This is a genomic window from Roseateles sp. P5_E1 (genome assembly GCF_054049335.1).
This window is the reverse complement of sequence record NZ_JBFUMN010000003.1, coordinates 11,849-32,315: the sequence shown is the minus strand read 5'-3', so window position 1 is coordinate 32,315 and position 20,467 is coordinate 11,849. Positions and strand designations below refer to the sequence as shown.

Genomic DNA, 20,467 nt, shown 5'->3' with positions numbered 1-20,467 from the left:
TTCAGGCGAGCGCCAATCTGGTGGCTTCGGCCACGGCACGGGCGCGCTCGGCGAAATCGGCACCGCTGCTGGCGTAGAGGATGGCGCGCGAGGAGTTCACGACCAGCGGCGCACTGCGGCCCGCGGCCTGCACGACGGCCGCCGCATCGCCACCCTGTGCGCCAACGCCCGGCACCAGCAGCGGCAGCGTCGGTGCGAGCTCGCGCACACGGGCGATCTCGCCAGGGTAGGTGGCGCCCACGACAAGGCCGAGCTGGCCATTGCGGTTCCACTGCGTCTCGGCCAGATGGGCCAGATGCTCGAACAGCCGCGGCTGGCCGGGCACGTCGGCCAGGCGCTGCATCTGCCAGTCGTCGCCACCCTTGTTGGAGGTGCGGCACAGCAGGATGGCGCCCTTGCCTTCGTAGGCGAGATAGGGTTCGACGGAATCGAAGCCCATGAAGGGCGACAGCGTGACGGCGTCGGCCTGGTAGCGCACGAAGGCCTCGCGGGCGTATTGCTCGGCGGTGGAGCCGATGTCGCCACGCTTGGCGTCGAGGATGACGGGCACGCCGGGCGCGACCTCGTGGATGTGCGAGATGAGGCGCTCGAGCTGCCCTTCGGCACCGTGGGCGGCGAAGTAGGCGATCTGCGGCTTGAAGGCACAGACGAGGTCCTTGGTCGCGTCGACGATTGCCGCGCAGAAGTCATAGAACTTCGAGGCGTCGCCGGCCCAGGCGCCCGGCAGCTTGGACGGCTCGGGATCGAGGCCGACGCAAAGGCGCGATTGGGGAGTCAGGGCTTGGAGCTGGGCGACGAAGGTCATCAGTAGGCGGAAATGGGAAGGGTTCGGGCAAGGACGAATTCTGCAAAGGCCTCGGCCGGCAGCGGCCGGCTGAACAGATAGCCCTGCACGGCATGGCAGCCCTGGCGGCGCAGGAAGGCGAGCTGGCCCTCGGTCTCGACACCCTCGGCCAGGGTCTGCAGGCCCAGGGCGCCGGCCATGCGGATGACGGCGTCGACGATGGCGCGGTCTTCGGCGTCGTCGGTCAGGTCGCGCACGAAGGACTGGTCGATCTTGAGCTTGCTGACGCGGAACTTCTTCAGATAGCTCAGCGATGAGTAGCCGGTGCCGAAGTCGTCGATGGACAGATGCACGCCGCGGGCATGCAGTTCGTTCATGACGGTGATGGCGACGGCCGGGTTGTCCATGGCGGCGCCCTCCGTCAGCTCCAGCTCCAGGCGCCCGGCCGGCATGCCGACCTCGTCCAGCACGCGGCCAACGAGCTCGGGCAGGTCGTCATGGCGGAACTGCACGGCCGACAGGTTGACGGCCATGGTCAGCCCGGGCAGGCCGGCGGCATCCCAGCGACGCAGCTGCGACAGCGCTTCACGCAGCACCCATTCGCCGATCGGCAGGATCAGGCCTGAGGTCTCGGCCACCGGGATGAACTCGGCCGGCGAGACCCAGCCCAGCTCGGGATGGTTCCAGCGCAGCAGGGCTTCGGCGCCGACGATGGTGCTGTCGCCATCGGCATCCAGCGAGAACTGCGGCTGGTAATGCAGGCTGAGCTGGTTGCGTTCCTGGGCGCGGCGCAGCGCGTTCTCCAACTGCAGGGCACGGGCCGACTGGGCCTGCATCTCGCTGGTGAAGAAGCGGTAGGCGTTGCGGCCGTCGCGCTTGGCGCGGTACATGGCCGCGTCGGCGCATTTGCACAGCGTGTCGAAGTCGTCGCCGTCGGTCGGGAACATCGCGATGCCCATGGACGGCGTGACGGTCAGCTCCTGCTGCTCGACGTGAAAGGGCGCGCTGGCCAGCGCCATCAGCTTGGTGGCCAGGTGGGCGGCGCCAGCGATGTCGGTCAGCGGCAGCACCAGCACGAACTCATCGCCACCCATGCGGGCCACGGTGTCCTGCTCGCGCACCGCGCCACGCAGCCGTGAGGCGAGCTGGGTCAGCAGGCTGTCGCCGACGCGGTGGCCGAGGGAGTCGTTGACGTTCTTGAAGTGGTCCAGGTCCAGGAAAAGCACGGCCAGCGGCTCGTCGCCGCGGCGCGCGATGTCGATGGCCTGGCTGGCGCGGTCGGCCAGCAGGTGGCGGTTGGGCAGGCCGGTCAGGCCGTCGAACAGGGCCAGGCGCTCGGCGCGTGCCTCGGCGGCCTGCTGCTCGGCAATCTTGAGCTCCAGGGCTGCGACGGTCTGGCTGAGCTGCTCGGTGCGCTGCACCACCAGGGCCTCGAGCTGGGCCTTGGCCTGCACCAGCTCCAGCTCGGCCTGCTTGCGGGCGGTGATGTCCTGGGTGATCCAGATCGAGCCGCGCGACAGGTCGCTGCGGTCAATGGCCTTGCTGCGCACCTCGCAGTAGATGGAGGTGCCGTCCTTGCGGGCGAGCAGCATCTCGGCGTGGAAGGCGTCGCCGCGCGCCAGCGGCGCGTAGCAGGCGTCGCCAGCGGCCTTCCAGTCCTCGTCGGTCAGGTACCAGGCGCGCGACAACTGGCCGTCGAGCTCGCCCGGCGCATAGCCGAACAGTTGCTCGAAGGCGCGGTTGCAGCGCGTCACGCGGCGGCCGCGCAGGAAGACGATGCCGACCATGGCGTGGTCGAAGATGAGCTGCTGCTCGGCGTGCAGGTCCTGCAGCGTGGCATCGGCCAGCTTGCGCTCGTGGATGTCGTCGACGATCCAGATCGAGCCGTCGGCCGGGTCGTCGGCATGGATGAGGCGGCCCGTCAGATGGGCCCAGAACAGCTCGCCGTTCTGGCGCCGCATCAACTGCTCGTCGCGGAAGGTTTCGCCGGCGGCCAGCACCGGGTAGGCCCGGGCGCCCAGGCTGCGGGCGTCCTGCTCGCTCTCGTACAGCTCCAGGCTGCTGGTGCCAACGGCCGCATCCGGGCTGTCAAAACCGAAGATCTCGGCGTAGCGCTGGTTGCAGCGCACCAGGGTGCGCGCCTTCACGAAGACAACGCCGACGCCCGCGTTGGCCAGGATGACATCCAGTTCGCGCAAAGCCTGGCTGAGCGCGGGGTTGTCGCTGGAGTCGGGCGCGAAGCTCATGAACGGGCTATACGGCGGCAGGGGTCCGGTGGGCGGGCAGGAATTGGAGCATGACCGGTTATTGTCTGACCTCATGCATATCCTGGATACCGAACGCCTGTCGCTGCGTGAATTCACACCGCTAGACGCCCCCTTCCTGCTCCGCCTGGTCAACGAACCGGGCTGGATCCGCAACATCAACAACCCCGGCGTGCGCACCGTCGACGACGCCCTGGCCTGGGCCGAGGGGCGGCTGTTCAAGGCCTACCGGGAGCTCGGCCACGGCTTCTGGGCCCTGGAGCGGCGCACCGACGGCGTGCTTGTGGGCATGTGCGGCCTGTTCAAGCGCCCCGCCCTGCCCGAGCCCGACCTCGGCTATGCGCTGCTGGCCGAGCATGAAGGCAATGGCTACGCGCTGGAGGCGGCGCAGGCCTGCGTGGCGCATGCGAAGGCGGCGCTGGGCTGGCCGGTGCTGATGGCCATCACGGCCGTTGACAACACGCCCAGCGTGGCCCTGCTGGGCAAGCTGGGCTTCATCGAGCAGGGCCAGGAACAGCTCGAGGGCTACAACGATCTCTCGAGGGTGTTCCGCTTGGCTCTCTAGCCAGTTGGGGACAGAGCTACTCGCTTGCGCTCGCTCGGTCTGTCCCGCAAAGCCATTAGATTCGCTTCGCCAGGTCTTGCGCCAGGCCGGTGTAGCTGCCCGGCGTCATCTTCAGCAACCGGGCCTTCTCGGCCTTGGGCAGGTCCAGGCCTTCGATGAAGGCGCGGATGGATTCCTGCGTGATGGCCTTGCCGCGGGTCAGCTCCTTGAGCTGCTCGTAGGGGTTGGGCAGGCCGAAGCGGCGCATGACAGTCTGGATGGGTTCGGCCAGCACTTCCCAGGCGGCGTCAAGGTCGTCCGCGAGCGCGGCTTCGTTCACTTCCAGCTTGCCCAGGCCCTTGGCCAGCGAGTCGTAGCCCAGCAGCGCATAGCCCAGGCCGACGCCCATGTTGCGCAGCACGGTGGAGTCGGTCAGGTCGCGCTGCCAGCGGCTSAYCGGCAGCTTTTGGCTCAGGTGCGTCAGCACCGCGCTGGCCAGGCCGAAGTTGCCTTCCGCGTTCTCGAAGTCGATGGGGTTGACCTTGTGCGGCATCGTCGAGCTGCCGATCTCGCCGGCCTTGGTGCGCTGCTTGAAGTAGCCCAGCGAGATATAGCCCCAGACGTCGCGCGACCAGTCGATCAGGATGGTGTTGGCACGCGTGAACGCGTCGAACAGCTCGGCCATGTAGTCGTGCGGCTCGATCTGGATCGTGTACGGGTTGAAGCTCAGTTTGAGCTGCTTCTCGATGACGGTCTTGGAGAAGGCCTCCCAGTCATGCTTGGGCCAGGCCGACAGATGGGCGTTGAAGTTGCCGACGGCGCCGTTCATCTTGGCCAGCGGCTTCACGGCCGCGATGCGGGCACGCGCCGTCAGCAGGCGGGCGACGACGTTGGCGATCTCCTTGCCGACCGTCGTCGGGCTGGCCGTCTGGCCGTGCGTGCGGGACAGCATCGGCACGGTGGCGAACTGGTGGGCCATCTTGCGCAGCGTGGCGACGATGCCGTCCAGCGCCGGCAGCATGACCTCATCGCGCGCCGCCTTCAGCATCAGCGCGTGGCTGGTGTTGTTGATGTCTTCGCTGGTGCAGGCGAAGTGCACGAACTCACTCGCCGCGAGCAATTCAGGCTGGCCCTCGAAGCTGCGCTTGATCCAGTACTCGACCGCCTTCACGTCGTGGTTGGTGGTGCGCTCGATGGCCTTGATCTCTTCGGCGTCGGCCTCGCTGAACTTCTTGACGAGCCGGCGCAGGCGCGAGCGGGCGGATGACGACAGCGGCTTGAACTCCTTGAAGCCTGCATCAGACAACGCGATGAACCACTCCACCTCGACCTGCACGCGGCGGTGCATCAGCCCGTACTCGGACAGCAGCGGGCGCAGGGCGGCCACCTTGGCGGCATAGCGGCCATCCAGCGGCGAGAGGGCGCTGATGGCGGAGTATTCGGACGTTGTCATGGCGGGCCGGCGGATCGTGGAAAACCCGCGATTCTAGTTTTTGGGGGCTGCGGGGCCTTCGGCCTTGAAGAAGGCGATGCGCTCACTGTCGCCAGGATGGGAGCTGAACGCAATGGCCAAAGGGCTCTCGGCACCGCCATACTTTTCGCGGATGCGTTCGAAGAAGACAGCGATGCGCGCCGGGTCGACACCGCCCCGGCTGGCCAGTTCGCGGGCAAAGGCGTCAGCTTCGCGCTCGTAGTCGCGTGAGTAGCCTTTGGTGAGCAACGCGATGGGCAGACCATTGAGCAGGCTGRAATAGTCGCCCAGCCACAACGCCGTGACGGCGGCCGTGACGCCCGCGCGCAAGCCCATGCGCAGGCCGTGGCGGTGCCTGACATGGCCGGCCTCGTGGGCGAGGATGGTCAGCACCGCGTCGGGCTCGCCCTTCAGCATTTCGAGGAGTTCGTCGGTCACGCACATTTGCTCGCCGGGCAGCGCAAAGGCATTGGGTCCCAGCGCAGGGGTGGTGCGCCGGAAATGCAGCTGCCAGTGCTCAGGCAGGTCGCGCATGCCGGCGGCGCGCGCCGTGGTCAGCATGCGCTCGAAGCGCTGGCGCCAGGCCTGCTGCTCTGCCTCGCTGAGCTGGGTGGGTCGCACCATCTGCCTGTCGATCAGCGCCATGGCCTGCTCGCCGATTGGCTGCTCGGCGCTGAGGGGCACGCGCTCGACGAGGCGGTCGCTGGCCCAGGGCAGGCCCCAGCGCCAACCAGCAGCGAGCAGCACCGTGAGCAAGGCCAGAGACATCAGCGCCAGATGCCAGCTGAGTTGCCAGCGCGCGACGAGGCCCGGCAGTTGGCCGACGCTGTCGGCCCAGGCGTCGAAGGCGGCGGCATCGGGGAAGCTGATCACACCCGCGCCGCGCAGCAGGATCTGCCTTTGGCCATGGCGCATCCGCTCGGGCCATTGCACCTGATCCAGCGGGGTGGCGCGGTCGCCGAAGCGCAGCGCGCCGTTGTGGAGGCTCACCTCGACGGGCTGGGCCATGCCGCATTGGCCGTCGAACCAACGGCCGGTGATGAAAGTCGATGCGCTCATGTCAGAGCCCCACGTCCATGCCGAAGAAATCTCCCGCCACCTCGCCGCTGGCGTCGGTGCGCTCAGTCCCGGCAGGCGCCACCCATGTGGCCGGGTCCGTGCTGCTCTCGATGCTCACCGACTCCAGCCGCAGCCGCATGGTGGCGATGACGGCGAAGGGCCGGTACAGGCCCAGCGTGGCGACGATCAGCAGCCAGTTCTTCAGCGTCAGCCCCCTCAGGCCGGAGAGTTCGCTGCGAAAGCGCAGGGACGCGCTGTGGGTATTGCCCCAGACGAGGTTCTGGATGCGCGAGGCGTAGTAGGGCAGCACGACGCTGCCGACGAACAGGTAGACCATCCCCGCCCAGGCAAACCCGGCGTAGGTGCTGCTACCCTTGGCGTCGATCTTGCCGGTGGTGGCCAGCCCCAGCAGGCTGCCCAGGGCGAAAGCGCATATCGAGACAACCACCAGCATCAGTACCGCCAGCAGGACGGACTTGAAGCCGATGAAGTAGACCGAGCGCGTGTGCAGCCGGATGCCGCTGTGCTCGCCGGCGATGCGGTAGCCGCTGTGCTGGTAGCGCTTGATCAGCGCCGTGGACCAGGGCGCCGCCAGCAGGGCGGCCAACTGCAACGCCTGCCCGAGCCAGGCCAGGACGCCACCGCCTGAGCCCTCACTCTTCAGGCTCCAGGCCAGCGCCAGCGCGGCAGGCACGAACACCGGCAGGTAGGCGAGATAGGCTGCGCCCAGCGACCCCTCAAAGCCCATCCGCAAGCCACGCCAGCTGGTGTTGCCGAGGCGGAACTGCATCGATGCCCGCCACAGCGCCGGCCAGGCGGCACCCGCCAGCACGAAGGCCAGCAGCGCCGCCATGGGCGAGAACTCTCCGGCAAACGTGTAGACGAGCATCAGCACGGCCATCAGCACGAAGCCGCGGAACATCTTCCAGACGTCACCATGGAAGGCCAGCGCCTCGCCGTCGATCAAGGTGTTGGCGTAGAGGTAGCGGATGCGCCGCATCTTGGCGAACGGCAGGTAGAGCCCGCAGCTCAGCAGGATCAGCAGCAGGTTGACGGCCCAGATGCGGAAGTACTCGCTGCCGGAGCCTGTGAAGCGGATCTCGAGAACACGCGGCGCGGGCTCGGTGTTGGGCGGGGGCAGATCGGCCGTCGTCGGGACGGCTGCGGCGGTGTGCATGGAAACTCCCTGGGTGAAGGCGCCGCCGTCTGCTGCGGCGGGCTGCACCGTGACTGTGGCATGGCCGGCGCGCGTCACGAGCTCCGCTCGCGACGTGATTGTTCACCGCTGACTGAAGAAGGCGATGCGCTCCTCGTCTGCGGGGTGGGACGAGATCGCGATGGCCAACGGGTTGTTGTCCACCGTTGCATGCTTCTTGGCCAGACGCTCGAAAAACACGGCCATGCGCGAGGTGTCCACGCCGCCGGCCCGGGCCAGCGTGCGGCCGTAGAGGTCAGCCTCGCGCTCGTTGTCGCGCGAGTAGGCGTTGCTCGCCAGCAAGGCCGGCGCCGCGGCAAGCAGCGTGGAGAAGTCGCCCACGATGACCGAGGCGACGACGCCGACCGCACCCGCCCGCAGCATCAGCCGCAGGCCGTGACGGTGACGCACGTGACCCAGCTCGTGCGCCAGCACGGTCATCACCGCGTCAGGCTCGTCGGCCAGCAGTTCCAGCAACTCGTCGGTGATGACGATGTCGCCGCCGGGCAGCGCAAACGCATTCGGTCCCAGCGCCTTGCCCCCGTTGCGGAAATGGATCTCGAAGCGCTCCGGCACCGCCGGCCCACCGTCAGCGCGGGCTCGCGCGATGGCCTTGGTCCAACGGTCTTGCCAGACCTGTTGCTGGGCCGTGCTGAGGGCGCTCGGCTTGAGCCAATCGCCGTCCAGACCGTTCAACAAATGCTCGCCCAGGGTCCGCTCAGCGGATTGGGGCAGCGCGTCGACGGCGGTGTCGACCGCCCACGGCAGTCCCCAGCGCCAACCCGCTGCCAGGCCCGCCGCCAGCAACACCAGCGCCAGCAGCGCCAGCAGCCAGCTCTGCTGCCACTGCACGATGGCGCTGTCACTGCGACCGGACGCGCTCGCCCAGGCATCAAAGGCCGCGGCATCGGCAAAGCTCAGCAGGCCGCCGCCAGGCAGCAGGATCTGGCGCTGGCCATGGCGCTGGCGTTCGGGCCAGGTCAGGCCTGACAGCGGCGCGCTCTGCTCACCGAAGTGCAGCGTCGCACCGTCCATCCAGACCTCAATGGGCCGCGCGCGGGCGCTGCGCCCATCAAACCAGTCCGCGGCGAGGCGGGGCGAAGCATCCATCACAGGCCCATGTCGATGCCGAAGAAGTCGCCGGCGATGTCGCCCGTCGCGTCGGCGTGGCCGGCATGGGCCGCGGCCACCCAGTCGGCCGGGTCTTCGTCGCAGCCGATGCTGACGGCCTCCAGGCGCAGCCGCGCCGTGGCGATCGCCGCGAAGGGCCGGTACAGGCCCAGGGTCAGTCCGGTCAGCAGCCAGTTCTTCAGCGTCAGGCCGAACAGGGACGAGAAGCTCAGCGTGCTGCGAAAGCGCAAGGCTTCGCTGCGCGTGCCGCTCCAGGCCAGGTTCTGCATGCGTGCGGCGCTGTAGGGCATGACGACCGCGAAATACAGCAGGTAGGCGAGCAGCACCCCAAAGCCCAGCGCGGCCATGCTGACGACACGACCCATGCTCTGCTGCATGGTGCTGCCCAGCGCGACGAACAACGCGATCAGCACGCCGGAACCGATCATGGGCAGCAACGAGACGCCGATGGTCTTCAGCCCGAGCAGATAGACCTTGGCCACCGACAGCTTGAGCCGGGCATGCTGTCCGGCGATGCGGTAGCCGTTGTGCTGGTAGCGCTTGAACAGGGTCAACGACCAAGGCATCAGGACCATCATGCCCAGCAGGCCGACGACGTTCAGCCACAGCGCGGGCGTCATCTCCTTGGCCGTGCCTGCGTCTGCGGAGGCCATCAGCGCGGTGCCGGCGACCATGGCGATGGCCGGCAGATAGCTGGGTGCGCAGGCCAGATAGGCTCCTTGCAGCGACCCCTCGAAGCGCAGGCGCAGGCCGCGCCAGCTGGTGTTGCCCAGGCGAAACTGCATCGAGGCCCGCCACAGGGCCGGCCAGACGGCGCACAGGATCAGGAAGGCGATGAAGGCCGCCAGCTGCGACAGCCGGCCCGCGCCGCTGTAGACACCCATCAACACGACCAGCAGCACGAAGCCGCGGAACATCTTCCACGGGTCGCCATGAAAGCTCAGCGCCTGGCCATCGACCAGGGTGTTGGCATAGAAGTAGCGGATGCGCCTGGCCTTGGCGAAGGGCAGGTACAGGCCCAGCGTGACGAGGATGAGCAGCAGGTTGACCGACCAGATGCGGAAATACTCGCTGCCCGAGCCGGTGAAGCGGATGTCGAGCACCCGCGGCGCAGCGGGCGGCGTGGCGACGGGGGCCGCATCGGCCGCGGCGTCGAGGTCTTGCATGGAATCTCCCTGTTAGCGGGCCGCTGTTCAGCGCGGCGTGCCGGCCGAGACTTTGGCGGTGGCCAGCGTGCCTGGCAACTCTGGTTTGTCAGGCCCCGTGATGTGATTTTTTACGGCTGCCTGAAGAAGGCGATGCGCTCTTCGTCGCCCGGGTGGCTTGAGAACGAAGCCGAAAAAGACCTGGACCGAGTCGTCGCGGTCGTGTCGGAATCAAGCATTCATCCTCCCTCGGATGTCCTTTGTCCCGGCTTCCGGGGACGGCGCCGGTGTCTGAGCGGCAGCACTGTGCAGGGCGCCCTCCCTGCTGGCAACCCCTGCTTGCGGTGGCTGTCGGCCCCAGCCGACAGGCCTTTTTCACGGGCAGTCCGCCAAGAAGCGCTCGCTAGAATCGTTTCGACTTGTGATCCCCTTGCCTGCCCTATGACGATGAAGTTGATCGGTTCTCTCGCCAGCCCTTACGTGCGCAAGGTTCGCATCGTGATGGCCGAGAAGAAGCTCGATTACCAGTTGGTGCTTGAAGACGTCTGGGGCAGCGACGCCATCCTGAAGATGAACCCGCTGGGCAAGGTGCCCTGCCTGGTCATGGAAGGCCAGGATTCGATCACCGGTGCCGTCTTCGACTCGCGCGTCATCGTCGAGTACGTGGACACGCTGTCACCCGTGGGCAAGCTGATCCCCGAGCGCGGCCGCGAGCGCTGCGAGGTGCGCACCTGGGAGGCCCTGGCCGATGGCGTCGTCGATGCCGGCATCCTCGTGCGCCTGGAGCGCACCTGGGCGCACCGCCCCGCGGAGCAGCGCAGCCCGGCCTGGATTGACCGTCAGCTGACCAAGGTCAACGCCGCGTTGGCCGCGATGAGCCAGGGCCTGGGCGAGAAGGCCTGGTGCTCGGGCAACCATTTCTCGCTCGCCGACATCTCCGTCGGCTGCGCCCTGGGCTGGCTGGAATTCCGCTTCCCGGAGATCAACTGGCGCGAGGACTACCCCAATCTGGCTCGCCACATGGACAAGCTGTCCCAGCGCCAGAGCTTTGCGGACACCGTGCCGGCCTAGGCGATCAGCAGTTCCCGCGAACGCACATGCAGCAGACGCACCAGGCGCCAGATGCGGCGCTCGATCTCGGCAACGTCCAGCTTCCACAGCGTCGCGATCTCGGCCAGTAGCAGGCCTTGCGCCAGCAGCGTCAGCAGATGACGGCTGGCCTGGTCGATCTGGCGGCCGGCGGGGCTGGCATCCAGCGGCGCTGCGGCCTGGCGGGCCGTGACGATGGGGCTGCGCTCGATGCCGAAGGCCGCCAGGGCCTGGCGGGCCAGCTGAGGGTTGAACATGGAGCGGCGTTCATGCAGGCGAGTCAGCGCCTGGACGAGGCCGGCACCGCTGCCGTCGTCCACGTGATAGGCATTGGCGCCGGCACTCAGCGCGGCGAACAGCTGCAGGTCATCGGCCGTCGGCGTCAGCAGCAGCAGCTGGGGCCGCACCGGCAGGCGGCCGAGTTCATGGGCGACACGCATCGCATGGCTGTCGACCAGGCGCAGGTCGCTAGCGACGATGTCGGGCGCCAGCGCGGCGAGTTCGTCCAGCGCGTCGGCCAGCAGGGTGCTGCTGCCGGCCAGCTCCACGCCGTCGGCCTGCAGCAGCAGCGAGCGCGTGCGCTGCAGCGTGGGCTCGCTGAGACGGAGGAGATAGACGGTGGGCATGATGCGCGGATGTAACCGCTGCGCATTGTGCGCGTTTTGGTCGCCATCCCCCTAACTTGTAGGCGCCATCCCCCGCGGGCGCGGGCCCCTCGTCCAAGGAGGGGATCGCCAGGCGCCCGGCCCGAGATTCACGCGGCAGCGGTACGTTCGATGGCGCCCTGGGGCGCAAAGCTGTGGGCGCTGGCCAGCGGCCAGTAGATCCTGAAGGTGTTGTGCCTCATGTCGCCGCGCAGCAGCGAACCCGGCTCCACGAAAGGCAGCAGGTTGGCCAGCAACCTGACCTCGTGCTTGTCCAGGCGGTGCACGATGTGCTGGGCCGTGATTTCCTGCGGATGGCACAGGCCGGCGGCCTCGACGAGTTCCTTCAGCGCCTTCAGCGTGCCCTGGTGAAAGTTGGCGACGCGCTGGGCCTTGTCGGGCACGACGATGGCGCGCTGGCGCACCGGGTCCTGCGTGGTCACGCCCGTCGGGCAATGGCCGGTGTGGCAGGCCTGGGCCTGGATGCAGCCCAGAGCGAACATGAAGCCGCGCCCGGCGTTGCACCAGTCGGCGCCCAGCGCCATCAGGCGCACCAGGTCGAAGGCGGTCGTGACCTTGCCGGCGCAGCCGATCTTGATCTTGTCGCGCAGGTTCAATCCGACCAGCGAGTTGTGCACGAGCAGCAGGCCCTCCTGAACCGGCGCGCCGACATGGTTGGTGAACTCCAGCGGCGCGGCGCCCGTGCCGCCTTCGGCACCGTCGACGACGATGAAGTCGGGCGTGATGCCTGTCTCCAGCATGGCCTTGCACACAGCGAACCACTCCCAGGGGTGGCCGATGCAAAGCTTGAAGCCGGTGGGCTTGCCGCCCGACAGCGTGCGCAGCCTGTCGATGAACTGCATCATCTCGATGGGTGTCGAGAAGGCGCTGTGCCGGGCCGGTGAGATGCAGGCCACGCCCTCGGGAACGCCACGTGCGGCCGCAATCTCCGCCGTCACCTTCGGGCCGGGCAGCACGCCGCCGTGGCCGGGCTTGGCGCCCTGGCTGAGCTTGAGCTCGATCATCTTGACCTGCGGGTCGCGGGCAGCGGCCTCGAAGCGCTCGGGGCTGAAGCTGCCATCGTCATTGCGGCAGCCGAAATAACCCGAACCAATCTCCCAGATCAGGTCGCCGCCATGCACGCGGTGGTGGGCGCTGATCGAGCCTTCGCCCGTGTCGTGGGCGAAGCCGCCGAGCTTCGCGCCCTTGTTCAGCGCCAGGATGGCGTTGGCGCTGAGCGCGCCGAAGCTCATCGCCGAGATGTTGAAGACGCTGGCCGAATAGGGCTGGGCCCGGCCCGCGCCAATGGTGATGCGGAAGTCGTGGCTGGTGAGATGGGTCGGCGCCAGGGAATGGTTGATCCATTCATAGCCGCGCGCGCTGACGTCCAGTTGGGTGCCGAAAGGGCGCTGGTCGGCCTCGCCCTTGGCGCGCTGGTAGACGATGGAGCGCTGGGCACGCGAGAACGGCGCGGCATCGTTGTCGCCCTCCAGGAAGTACTGGCGGATCTCCGGGCGGATGAACTCCAGCAGGAAGCGCAGATGGCCGATGACGGGATAGTTGCGCAGAATGGAATGACGCGTCTGGCGGGTATCGCGCAGGCCGAGCAACGTCAGGCCCAGGAAGACGACGACCAGCACGCCGTCGACGAGCCCGCCCATCCAACCGATGGCGAAGAACAGCGCGAACAGGCCGCACAGCATCCACGTCAGATAGCGCAGCGGGAAATACTCGTTGATGCGTCGTGTCCAGCTGGGCCAGGCAAGCATGAGGGGTCCTTAAACCGTGACCGACGGATGCTAAGGCCGGAGGAGCCTGAGCGGCAGCGGGCGTGGCCCGCGTTGTGWCTGGCAAGGGCGCAGGCTAGGCGCGAGGAGGCAGCGGGTGCGTACCCSCAACGACGAGCAACAACGCCTGCGCCCTTGCCAGTCACAACCCGGAGGGCCGAGCGATTTGCGGGGCCATGCGGCGTTACCGGCTCGTTGTGGGTCCCTACCCACGCCTCGCCGGCGCCTGGCCTGGCCCCGCAAATCGCCTCGGCGCGGGCCACGCCCGCTGCCGCTCAGGCTCCTGACCTCACAATTGCCCGCATCAACCCTCAAGGTAGCTGTCGATGAAGTCCTTTTTCTCCACGCTGGGCTGGCTGTTCTCCAAGGCCTGGTGGCTGCTTGACGGCACGCGCCGCGCACTGATGAATCTCTTCGTGCTGCTGCTCCTCGTCATCTTCGTCACCGCCGTGGCGACGCGCGGCCCCAAGCCGCTGGCCGACAAGACGACGCTGGTGCTCAAGCTCGACGGCAGCCTCGTCGAACAGTTTTCCGGCAGCCCGCGCGAGCAGCTGGCAGCCCAGGCCCGCGGCCAGAGCGTGCCGCACCAGACACGGTTGCGCGACGTGCTCGCCGTGCTCGACCAGGCCGCCAAGGATGACAAGATCAGCGCCCTGCTGCTGGACGTCGAGGAGCTGCAAGGCGCAGGTCTGGCCGGCCTGCACGAGGTCGTCAGCGCGCTGCAGCGCTTCAAGCAGAGCGGCAAGCCGGTGCTGGCCTATGCCGACAGCTACAGCCAGCGCGGCTACTTCCTCGCCGCCCAGGCCGGCGAGGTCTATCTGCATCCCATGGGCATGGTCGGCATCGAAGGCTTTGGCCGCTACCGCACCTACTACAAGGACGCGCTGGACCGCATCGGCGTGACGCCGCACGTCATCAAGGTCGGCACCTACAAGAACTTTGCCGAGACCTACACGGCCAATGGCCCCAGCCCCGCGACGCTGGAGTCCGAGGGCCTGGTCTATGGCGAGCTGTGGAGCGGCTTCACCGGCAGCATCGAGGCCGCACGCAAACTGGAGGCGGGCAGCATCGCCAAGGACATCGCCGGGCTGCCGCAACTGCTTGCCGCCACGCAGGGCGACACGGCCAAGCTGGCCCTGCAGGCCAAGCTGGTCGACGGCCTGAAGACGCGCGACGAAATGCGCGAACTGCTCATTGCCAAAGGCGCCAAGGACGAGGACAGCAAGAGCTTCCGCCAGATCTCGCTGAACCAGTACCTGGCCTATGTGAAGGACGCCGGCACGCCCAACAAGTTGCAGCCCGGCATTGGCATCGTCGTGGCCGAGGGCGAGATCGTCGATGGCGATGCCGGCCCGGGCCGCATCGGCGGCGACTCGACCGCCCGCCTGATCCGCAAGGCCCGCGAGGACGAGGCCATCAAGGCCATCGTGCTGCGCGTGAACTCGCCGGGCGGCAGCGCCTTCGCCTCCGAGATCCTGCGCCGCGAGCTGGAGCTGACCCGCAAGGCCGGCAAACCAGTCGTCGTGTCGATGGGCGACGTGGCGGCCTCGGGCGGCTACTGGATCTCCATGGCCAGCGACACCGTCATCGCCGACGCCGGCACCATCACCGGCAGCATCGGCGTGTTCGGCATGCTGCCCACGGCCGAAGGGCTGATGGACAAGCTGTCGCTGCACACCGGCGGCGTCACGACCACCTGGCTGGCCGGCGGCTACGACCCGCGCCGCCCGCTGGACCCGCGCCTGCAGGCCACCGTGCAGGCCAGCATCGACAACATCTATGGCCGCTTCACCAGCCTCGCGGCCCAGGCGCGCAAGAGCACGCCGGAGAAAATTGATGCCGTCGCGCAGGGCCGTATCTGGACGGGCTCGCAAGCCAAGGAGCGCGGCCTCGTCGACCGCCTGGGCAGCTTTGACGATGCCGTGCAGACGGCCGTCCAGTTGGCCAAGCTTGAGGTCAAGGAGGGCGAGAAGCCGCGCCTGGCTTATGTGGAGCGCGACCTCAGCCGCAGCGAGCGGCTGCTGGCGTCGCTGACCGACACACTGGCGCCGTCCATCGCCGCGGCCATCGGCAACTCGCTGGGCCTGGACGCCCTGCCCGCGCCGGTGCGCGAGGAGCTGGCGATGCTGAAGGATCTGTCGCAGTTCGCCGCCCGCGGCCAGTGGGACAAGGCCGCCGCCGTGCACTGCCTGTGCGGTGCTCCCTGACCTGCGAACCGATTAACTGGCCGGCGTCTGCCAGCCCCCGCTTCATGGCCAGTGGCGTTGGAACACTGCGGCGACCTCGGGATGCTGCTCCACGCGCAGCAACTGGGCGAAGAAGCTCGGCCGCTCGGCCTGCAGGAAGGGCCGCGACCCCGACCACTTGGACACCACCGTGGCCAGCAGCTCCAGCGCGCCGGGCACGCCGGCCTCGAAGCCGATCTCGAACTGGTCGGCAAACAGCCGCCAGTGCTCGTGCAGGCGGGCCCGCGTGCCGGCGCGGATCTGCGCCTTCATTGCGTCGTCGCAGGGCTCGCACCAGCGCTCGGGGTAGTCGATGACGCTGATGGCCGCATAGCAGTTGGCCGCCACATAGACCAGGCCTCGGATGGCGCGCGCCCGCGCGCTGGCGTCGGCGGGCAGCAGCAACCCCGGCGGCACCGTCAGGCCCAGGTGGATGAGGATGGCGGCGCTCTCCGTCAGCACCGTGCCGTCGGCCAGCACCAGCGTCGGAATCTGCCCCAGCGGATTCACGCGCAGCAGCTCATCGCGCCCGGGCCCGGGGGTCCACGAGGCTGCGTCCACGGTCGTGTAAGCCAGGCCGGCGCGCGCCAGCGCCGCCTCGATGACCGCCGAACCCGAACCCTTGGTGCCGTACAAGGTCAACATTGCCATGACTCCTTCATCGAGCGTGCTCTCGAGCATGCAAAATCGTCTCACATCATGAGCCCCGGCCCCTCGCTTCCCCCTTCCCGGCATCCGGTCGTCAAGCCCAGCTTCGGCCGCGTCAGCGTCGGCGTGCATGGCCGCGTCATGGTGTCGATCGCCGAAGGACCTTTCGACGCACCGCTGATGGCAGCCGTCAAGCGCGCCGTCGCGCTGGCCGGCAAGCGCCTGCCGGCCGACCGCCGCTTCGGTGACCTGCTCGAGATCCGCGGCAGCCTGCAGATGGACGCCGATGCGCTGCAGGAGCTGCGCGCCAGCATCGATGCCTTCGGCTCGCGCGGCATCGTCTCCCTGTCCACCGTCTTCCTGGTGCGCCCCGGCATCCCCGGCATCGAGCGCCTGCCGGCGCTGATGGACATCTGGCGCGCCAGCCGCCCGGTGCGCCGCGCCGACAACTTCGAGTCCGCCTGGGCCCTGGTCAACGCCGACCTGGCCGCAGCCGGCCTGCCGACGCAAGAGCCGCCAGTGCGCCGATGACAGACGCGCCCGGCCTGCAATGGCCCCTCGATGCCAAGGGCAAGCGTGCCACCGGCGCGCCGGGCCAGCGCATCATCGCGGCCGCCCTGCGTGGGCTGGACGCAACCGCGGCCGATGCCGTCGCCGCCGAACACGACTGGCGCCACGCCTACCCCGCCCATTGGTGCGCCCTGGTGCAAGCTCAAGCGGCCCGGCCCGTGGGTGTCGTCGCCTCGGCACGCGCCGGCCTCGCCGCGGCCTGGCGCGAACTGCCCTTCATGCGCGCCGGCCAACCCCACGCTCTGGCCGACGCAATGAACACGCCCCAGCGCCGCCTGCAAACGCTGCAACTGCACGGCAGCGGCGATGCGGCACCCGCCCGCTGGACCGTGCCCCACCAAGGCCGCGAGCTGCATGGCGATGCCCTCGCCCGCCAGATCGACCGCTGGGAGAAGGGCGGCATCTGCGAGGCCGCCCACGCGGGCGCGCTGCGCGACTGCCTGGCTCACCCCGAATGGTTCGACCTGTCCGACCAGCACCTCGTGCTGCTCGGTGCCGGCAGCGAGGCCGGGCCGCTGGCCTGGCTGGCGAAATGGCGCGCCAATCTCGTCGGCATCGACCTCGCCCGCGCCGCGCCCTGGAAGCGCATCGCCGCCATCGTCGCCGCCGGCAATGCCACGCTAATCGCGCCCGTCGCGCCGGGCCAGCCGCTGGACGTCGCCCATGCCGGCGCCGACCTGCTGGCCGACACGCCGGAGATCGCCGCCTGGCTGGCGTCTCGGCAACAGCCGCTGTCCATCGCCAACCTCGCCTACCTGGACGGCGAGCGCCATGTGCGCGTGTCCCTCGCGATGGACGCCATCAGCGCGACGCTGTGCGCCGCCGACGCCCGCACCCAGCTCGCCTACATGGCCACGCCGACCGACGTCTTCGCCGTGCCGGAGCAGCTGGCGCGCGACGTCATGCGCCGTTATGCCGAGCGTGGCCTCGTCAAGAAGCTGGCCCAGTTCGGTGCGCGTCTGGGCAGCGGCGGCCGCGGCTTCGCTCCGCATATCGAGGGGCTGATCGACGCTGGTGACTTCGGTCATTGGGGCCTCGTCGATGCCCTCGTCGTCGAACAGGGTCCGAACTACGCACTGGCCAAGCGGCTGCAGCAGTGGCGAGTCCTGGTCGCACGTGCCGATGGGCATCGTGTCGCTTTCAACGTCGCGCCCAGCACCACGACGGCCTCGGTCGTCTCCAACCCCTTGCTCGCCGCAGGCTTTCGCGGCGCCAAGGCCTTCGGTGTCGAGGTCTTTGCGCCGGCGACCACGAATGCGCTGATGGCCGCAATGTGGGTGCACCAGCTGCGCACGGCGCCGCGCGACTTCGCCCACCCACTCAAGCTGCTCGTGCACACCGCCAACCACGGCGGCCTGTGGCGCCTGCCCTACCGGCCGCGCTCGGTGCTGCCGATGGCGGCGCTGCTCGGGTTCGTCAAGCGGCGTTAGCCGCTGCCCTGGGGTTCGTACGGCCCCTCATCTTCGGGGCCGGGTCGCCCCTGTCTGCGCCTAAAGTGGCATCGCCCCGGAGGCGCACCCGCGCACCCCGGCACCAGGGAGAAAAAATGCACACCATTGCCGCGATCGCCTGCGTCGTGGCCTGTCTGCCGAGCCAGCAGGCCCAGGCCAAGACCTACCAGCTCACCTTTACTGCAACGCATTTCACGTCGGTGCTGGCACCCGCCCCTGCGCCGCAGGATCCGGTGTCGGGCTCGATCATCTTCCAGGCTGATGCGCTGGGCCAACCGGTCACCAGCATCGGCGCCATCGACCTGAGCATCGCAGGTCACAGCTACAGCTTGGCAGACCTTGCCTTCGAGAACTGGCAAGGTGCGCCGTTTCCGCCGTCCTACACCTTTGGCGGCAAGGGCAACGGCGCCGGCGGCGTGGCGCCCGGCGTGAATGACTTCTTCATCACGTTGAGCGGAGTCAGCGGCTACCACGACATCAGCTTCCTCTACTCGGTCGCAGGCACTGCCCAAAGCTCCTGGATCGCTTACAACTACTCAGACCGTTTTCCCAGCGACATCATTTCGAGCATCGTCGAGATTCCCACCGCTGTACCTGAGCCGTCACAAGCGCTGCTGCTCGTCGCCGGCATGGCGCTGTTTGCCGGCCGGCTGCGAGCCCATCGCAAGACCTGATCGATTGCGCGAAGCGCGTCAGCCGCCTGCGCTGATCACGTTCGCATCGAACAACTCCAGCTCCGGCGGCTCGGACGCCATCGTTGCCAGCGCCCTGCCGAACTCGCGCGAGGCCGACACACGGCCATGTCGCTCCACTGCTCGACGAAGACGAGGCGCAACGGGTTCTCGGTGTCTCGGTGCACTGCATGGACAAGGCAGCCTGGCTCCGCACGTGAGCGCTCGACATGCTGCCGGCTCAGCTGCAGCACCTCTTCGAAGTGTTCGGGGTGCGCGGTGATGTGGCCAAGAACGAGGATCACGGGCGACTTTCAGAAAGGCCAGGGGCGTTGCTCGGGTCGCAACCGCTCCCACGCTGCGCCCAAGGCCAGCACGCCAGCGTCGTCGAAGCGCCGGCCGATGATCTGCAACCCAATCGGCAAGCCACTCGACGTGAAGCCCGCATTGATGGACAGCGCCGGCTGCTCGCTCATGTTGTAGGGCAGCGTGAAGGCGATGTGCTCAAAGGGCCGCGCCGGGTCGTGCAGCGGGCTGGCCAGGTGGGCCGGGTAGGCCGGCATGGGCGCGACGGGCGACAGCACGAAGTCAAAAGGCTCGCAGGCCGCATTGGCCGCCTCGCGCAAGGCCTGCATCTGGCTGTAGCCGCGGAACACCGTGCCGCCGTCGTAGCCGGCCGCGGGAGTCACCCAGCCGAGGATGTAGGGCAGCACCTTGGCACGCTGCTCGGGGGCGAGGGCGGAGATGTCCAGCCAGGAGCGCATGCGCCAGAAACGGTCGATGCCGTCGGCCATCTCGCGCGTCGTGAAGGGGGCGAGCGGCTCGACGATGGCGCCGGCCTGCTCGAAGGCACGCGCCGCCGCGACCACCGCCGCCTCGACCTCCGGCTGCACGGCATCGCCCCAGCCCGCATCGAGCATCAGCCCGATGCGCAAGCCACGCAGTTCCAGCGGCCGCGGCGCGACCGAGCCCGGCGGCAGTTGCGTGGGGTCGCGCGCATCCGGTTGCGCGAGCACGGCCAGCATCAGCGCGGCGTCCTCGACGGTGCGCGTCAGCGGACCGGCGACCCGGCCGGCATAGCCCGGCTTGATGGGCACGCGGCCATGGCTGGGCTTGAGGCCGACCAGGCCGCACCATCCCGCCGGCAGCCGGATGGAGCCGCCGATGTCGGTGCCCAGGTGCAGCGGGCCATAGCCGGCCGCGCCCGCCGCCGCGGCGCCGGCGCTGGAACCACCAGGCGTCATCGCCCTGTCCCACGGGTTGCGCGCCGGCTCGGCATACAGGCTGGACAGGCCCGAACTCAGCATGCCGTAGTCGGGCATGGTGGTGCGCGCCCAGGCGATGGCACCGGCCTCGCGCAGCCGCGTGGCGGGTGGGGCCTCGAAGTCGGCCGTCGCGTCGTCTGCCGTCGCGGCAGTGCCCAGGCGGTAGCTCGCACCGGGCACGGCGATGTTTTCCTTCAGCGTGACCGGCACGCCGTCCAGCGCCAGCGCAGTGCCGGCACGCCAGCGCGCCTCGCTCGCGCGGGCAGCGGCCAAGGCACCTTCGGCATCGACGGCGCACAGTGCCTGCAGTTCGCCCTCACGCTTGCCGGCCTGGGACAGCACGGCGCCCATCACCTCGACGGGCGACAGTTCGCCACTGCGGTAGGCGGCGAGCAGCTCGGCCGCCCCCAGCCCGAAAACGGCAGTTGACCGCTCGCTACTCATCGCAGGCCTGACGCTTCGACAAGACCGCTTGCCAGCCTCGCATGCCACTTCGATCACCAGCGCTGCACGTCCGCTGGTCT

At 68.7% G+C, this 20,467-nt stretch carries 18 protein-coding genes; 6 read left to right on the top strand and 12 right to left on the bottom strand.

Translation table 11 applies throughout. The features are described 5' to 3' along the window. Position 1: 1 nt before the first annotated feature. The gene (gene pyrF, locus ACXJKJ_RS04425; protein ID WP_457350857.1) at positions 2 to 805 is read right to left on the bottom strand and encodes an orotidine-5'-phosphate decarboxylase; all 804 of its coding nucleotides are present in this window, start codon (positions 803 to 805) and stop codon (positions 2 to 4) included. Further along, positions 805 to 3,030, bottom strand: coding sequence for a putative bifunctional diguanylate cyclase/phosphodiesterase (locus ACXJKJ_RS04420; protein ID WP_056200193.1), 2,226 nt, complete (start codon positions 3,028 to 3,030; stop codon positions 805 to 807). The genes pyrF and ACXJKJ_RS04420 overlap by 1 nt, the downstream gene beginning before the upstream one ends. Positions 3,031 to 3,103: 73 nt before the next feature. On the opposite strand from ACXJKJ_RS04420, the gene ACXJKJ_RS04415 reads away from it, so the two are divergent. Beyond that, complete coding sequence (locus ACXJKJ_RS04415) at positions 3,104 to 3,613, top strand: GNAT family N-acetyltransferase (RefSeq protein WP_056200196.1); 510 nt, start codon at positions 3,104 to 3,106, stop codon at positions 3,611 to 3,613. A gap of 55 nt (positions 3,614 to 3,668) precedes the next feature. Here the strand turns inward: ACXJKJ_RS04415 and purB are convergent, their stop codons facing one another. The 5 genes from purB to ACXJKJ_RS04390 form a co-directional block, all read right to left on the bottom strand. Continuing rightward, positions 3,669 to 5,045, bottom strand: coding sequence for an adenylosuccinate lyase (gene purB, locus ACXJKJ_RS04410; RefSeq protein ID WP_457389235.1), 1,377 nt, complete (start codon positions 5,043 to 5,045; stop codon positions 3,669 to 3,671). A 33-nt stretch (positions 5,046 to 5,078) separates the two neighbouring features. Then, a complete protein-coding gene (locus ACXJKJ_RS04405) occupies positions 5,079 to 6,122 on the bottom strand; it encodes a M48 family metallopeptidase (protein WP_457389234.1) in 1,044 nt (347 codons plus the stop codon). A 1-nt stretch (position 6,123) separates the two neighbouring features. Continuing rightward, entirely contained in the window at positions 6,124 to 7,299 is a 1,176-nt protein-coding gene (locus tag ACXJKJ_RS04400; RefSeq protein WP_457350863.1) for a YjgN family protein, read from the bottom strand. A gap of 102 nt (positions 7,300 to 7,401) precedes the next feature. Then, complete coding sequence (locus ACXJKJ_RS04395; protein WP_457389233.1) at positions 7,402 to 8,427, bottom strand: M48 family metallopeptidase; 1,026 nt, start codon at positions 8,425 to 8,427, stop codon at positions 7,402 to 7,404. Beyond that, positions 8,427 to 9,614 (bottom strand): YjgN family protein, encoded by a 1,188-nt coding sequence (locus ACXJKJ_RS04390; RefSeq protein ID WP_056200210.1) that lies wholly within the window; start codon positions 9,612 to 9,614, stop codon positions 8,427 to 8,429. The genes ACXJKJ_RS04395 and ACXJKJ_RS04390 overlap by 1 nt, the downstream gene beginning before the upstream one ends. A gap of 426 nt (positions 9,615 to 10,040) precedes the next feature. On the opposite strand from ACXJKJ_RS04390, the gene ACXJKJ_RS04385 reads away from it, so the two are divergent. Then, positions 10,041 to 10,664: a glutathione S-transferase family protein gene (locus tag ACXJKJ_RS04385; protein WP_457324626.1), complete on the top strand. Its 624-nt coding sequence runs from the start codon at positions 10,041 to 10,043 to the stop codon at positions 10,662 to 10,664. On the opposite strand, the gene ACXJKJ_RS04380 is transcribed toward ACXJKJ_RS04385, so the two are convergent. Further along, complete coding sequence (locus tag ACXJKJ_RS04380) at positions 10,661 to 11,308, bottom strand: response regulator (RefSeq protein WP_056200213.1); 648 nt, start codon at positions 11,306 to 11,308, stop codon at positions 10,661 to 10,663. The genes ACXJKJ_RS04385 and ACXJKJ_RS04380 overlap by 4 nt on opposite strands. A 128-nt stretch (positions 11,309 to 11,436) precedes the next feature. After that, complete coding sequence (locus tag ACXJKJ_RS04375; RefSeq protein ID WP_457350867.1) at positions 11,437 to 13,095, bottom strand: FMN-binding glutamate synthase family protein; 1,659 nt, start codon at positions 13,093 to 13,095, stop codon at positions 11,437 to 11,439. Between the two features lie 344 nt (positions 13,096 to 13,439). Between ACXJKJ_RS04375 and sppA the strand changes: the two genes are divergently transcribed. After that, positions 13,440 to 15,320 (top strand): signal peptide peptidase SppA, encoded by a 1,881-nt coding sequence (gene sppA / locus ACXJKJ_RS04370; protein ID WP_457389232.1) that lies wholly within the window; start codon positions 13,440 to 13,442, stop codon positions 15,318 to 15,320. 42 nt (positions 15,321 to 15,362) lie between these two features. Here sppA and ACXJKJ_RS04365 read toward each other — a convergent pair whose 3' ends face one another. Next, entirely contained in the window at positions 15,363 to 15,983 is a 621-nt protein-coding gene (locus ACXJKJ_RS04365) for a glutathione S-transferase N-terminal domain-containing protein (RefSeq protein ID WP_457389231.1), read from the bottom strand. A 54-nt stretch (positions 15,984 to 16,037) separates the two neighbouring features. Here ACXJKJ_RS04365 and ACXJKJ_RS04360 point away from each other — a divergent pair, with 54 nt between their 5' ends. The 3 genes from ACXJKJ_RS04360 to ACXJKJ_RS04350 all read left to right on the top strand — a co-directional run bounded on the left by ACXJKJ_RS04360 (position 16,038) and on the right by ACXJKJ_RS04350 (position 18,681). Further along, positions 16,038 to 16,517 carry a hypothetical protein gene (locus tag ACXJKJ_RS04360; RefSeq protein ID WP_056200222.1) on the top strand — a complete coding sequence of 160 codons (480 nt, stop codon included), beginning with the start codon at positions 16,038 to 16,040 and terminating at the stop codon, positions 16,515 to 16,517. Continuing rightward, the gene (locus ACXJKJ_RS04355; protein ID WP_457389230.1) at positions 16,514 to 17,986 is read left to right on the top strand and encodes a hypothetical protein; all 1,473 of its coding nucleotides are present in this window, start codon (positions 16,514 to 16,516) and stop codon (positions 17,984 to 17,986) included. The genes ACXJKJ_RS04360 and ACXJKJ_RS04355 overlap by 4 nt, the downstream gene beginning before the upstream one ends. A gap of 116 nt (positions 17,987 to 18,102) precedes the next feature. Beyond that, a complete protein-coding gene (locus ACXJKJ_RS04350; protein ID WP_457389229.1) occupies positions 18,103 to 18,681 on the top strand; it encodes a hypothetical protein in 579 nt (192 codons plus the stop codon). A gap of 35 nt (positions 18,682 to 18,716) precedes the next feature. Here the strand turns inward: ACXJKJ_RS04350 and ACXJKJ_RS04345 are convergent, their stop codons facing one another. Then, positions 18,717 to 18,983: a putative quinol monooxygenase gene (locus ACXJKJ_RS04345; protein WP_457389228.1), complete on the bottom strand. Its 267-nt coding sequence runs from the start codon at positions 18,981 to 18,983 to the stop codon at positions 18,717 to 18,719. 9 nt (positions 18,984 to 18,992) lie between these two features. After that, on the bottom strand, positions 18,993 to 20,387 hold the full coding sequence (locus ACXJKJ_RS04340; protein ID WP_457389227.1) for an amidase: 1,395 nt from the start codon (positions 20,385 to 20,387) through the stop codon (positions 18,993 to 18,995). Between the last annotated feature and the right edge of the window lie 80 nt (positions 20,388 to 20,467).

Coding starts and splice junctions, on each gene's coding strand:
- sppA (WP_457389232.1), top strand. CDS start 13,440: ATGAAGTCCTTTTTCTCCACGCTGGGCTGGCTGTTCTCCAAGGCCTGG.
- ACXJKJ_RS04375 (WP_457350867.1), bottom strand. CDS start 13,095: ATGCTTGCCTGGCCCAGCTGGACACGACGCATCAACGAGTATTTCCCG.
- ACXJKJ_RS04400 (WP_457350863.1), bottom strand. CDS start 7,299: ATGCACACCGCCGCAGCCGTCCCGACGACGGCCGATCTGCCCCCGCCC.
- pyrF (WP_457350857.1), bottom strand. CDS start 805: ATGACCTTCGTCGCCCAGCTCCAAGCCCTGACTCCCCAATCGCGCCTT.
- ACXJKJ_RS04340 (WP_457389227.1), bottom strand. CDS start 20,387: ATGAGTAGCGAGCGGTCAACTGCCGTTTTCGGGCTGGGGGCGGCCGAG.
- ACXJKJ_RS04395 (WP_457389233.1), bottom strand. CDS start 8,427: ATGGATGCTTCGCCCCGCCTCGCCGCGGACTGGTTTGATGGGCGCAGC.
- ACXJKJ_RS04350 (WP_457389229.1), top strand. CDS start 18,103: ATGCACACCATTGCCGCGATCGCCTGCGTCGTGGCCTGTCTGCCGAGC.
- ACXJKJ_RS04385 (WP_457324626.1), top strand. CDS start 10,041: ATGAAGTTGATCGGTTCTCTCGCCAGCCCTTACGTGCGCAAGGTTCGC.
- ACXJKJ_RS04415 (WP_056200196.1), top strand. CDS start 3,104: ATGCATATCCTGGATACCGAACGCCTGTCGCTGCGTGAATTCACACCG.
- ACXJKJ_RS04355 (WP_457389230.1), top strand. CDS start 16,514: ATGACAGACGCGCCCGGCCTGCAATGGCCCCTCGATGCCAAGGGCAAG.
- ACXJKJ_RS04390 (WP_056200210.1), bottom strand. CDS start 9,614: ATGCAAGACCTCGACGCCGCGGCCGATGCGGCCCCCGTCGCCACGCCG.
- ACXJKJ_RS04365 (WP_457389231.1), bottom strand. CDS start 15,983: ATGTTGACCTTGTACGGCACCAAGGGTTCGGGTTCGGCGGTCATCGAG.
- ACXJKJ_RS04420 (WP_056200193.1), bottom strand. CDS start 3,030: ATGAGCTTCGCGCCCGACTCCAGCGACAACCCCGCGCTCAGCCAGGCT.
- ACXJKJ_RS04380 (WP_056200213.1), bottom strand. CDS start 11,308: ATGCCCACCGTCTATCTCCTCCGTCTCAGCGAGCCCACGCTGCAGCGC.
- ACXJKJ_RS04360 (WP_056200222.1), top strand. CDS start 16,038: ATGAGCCCCGGCCCCTCGCTTCCCCCTTCCCGGCATCCGGTCGTCAAG.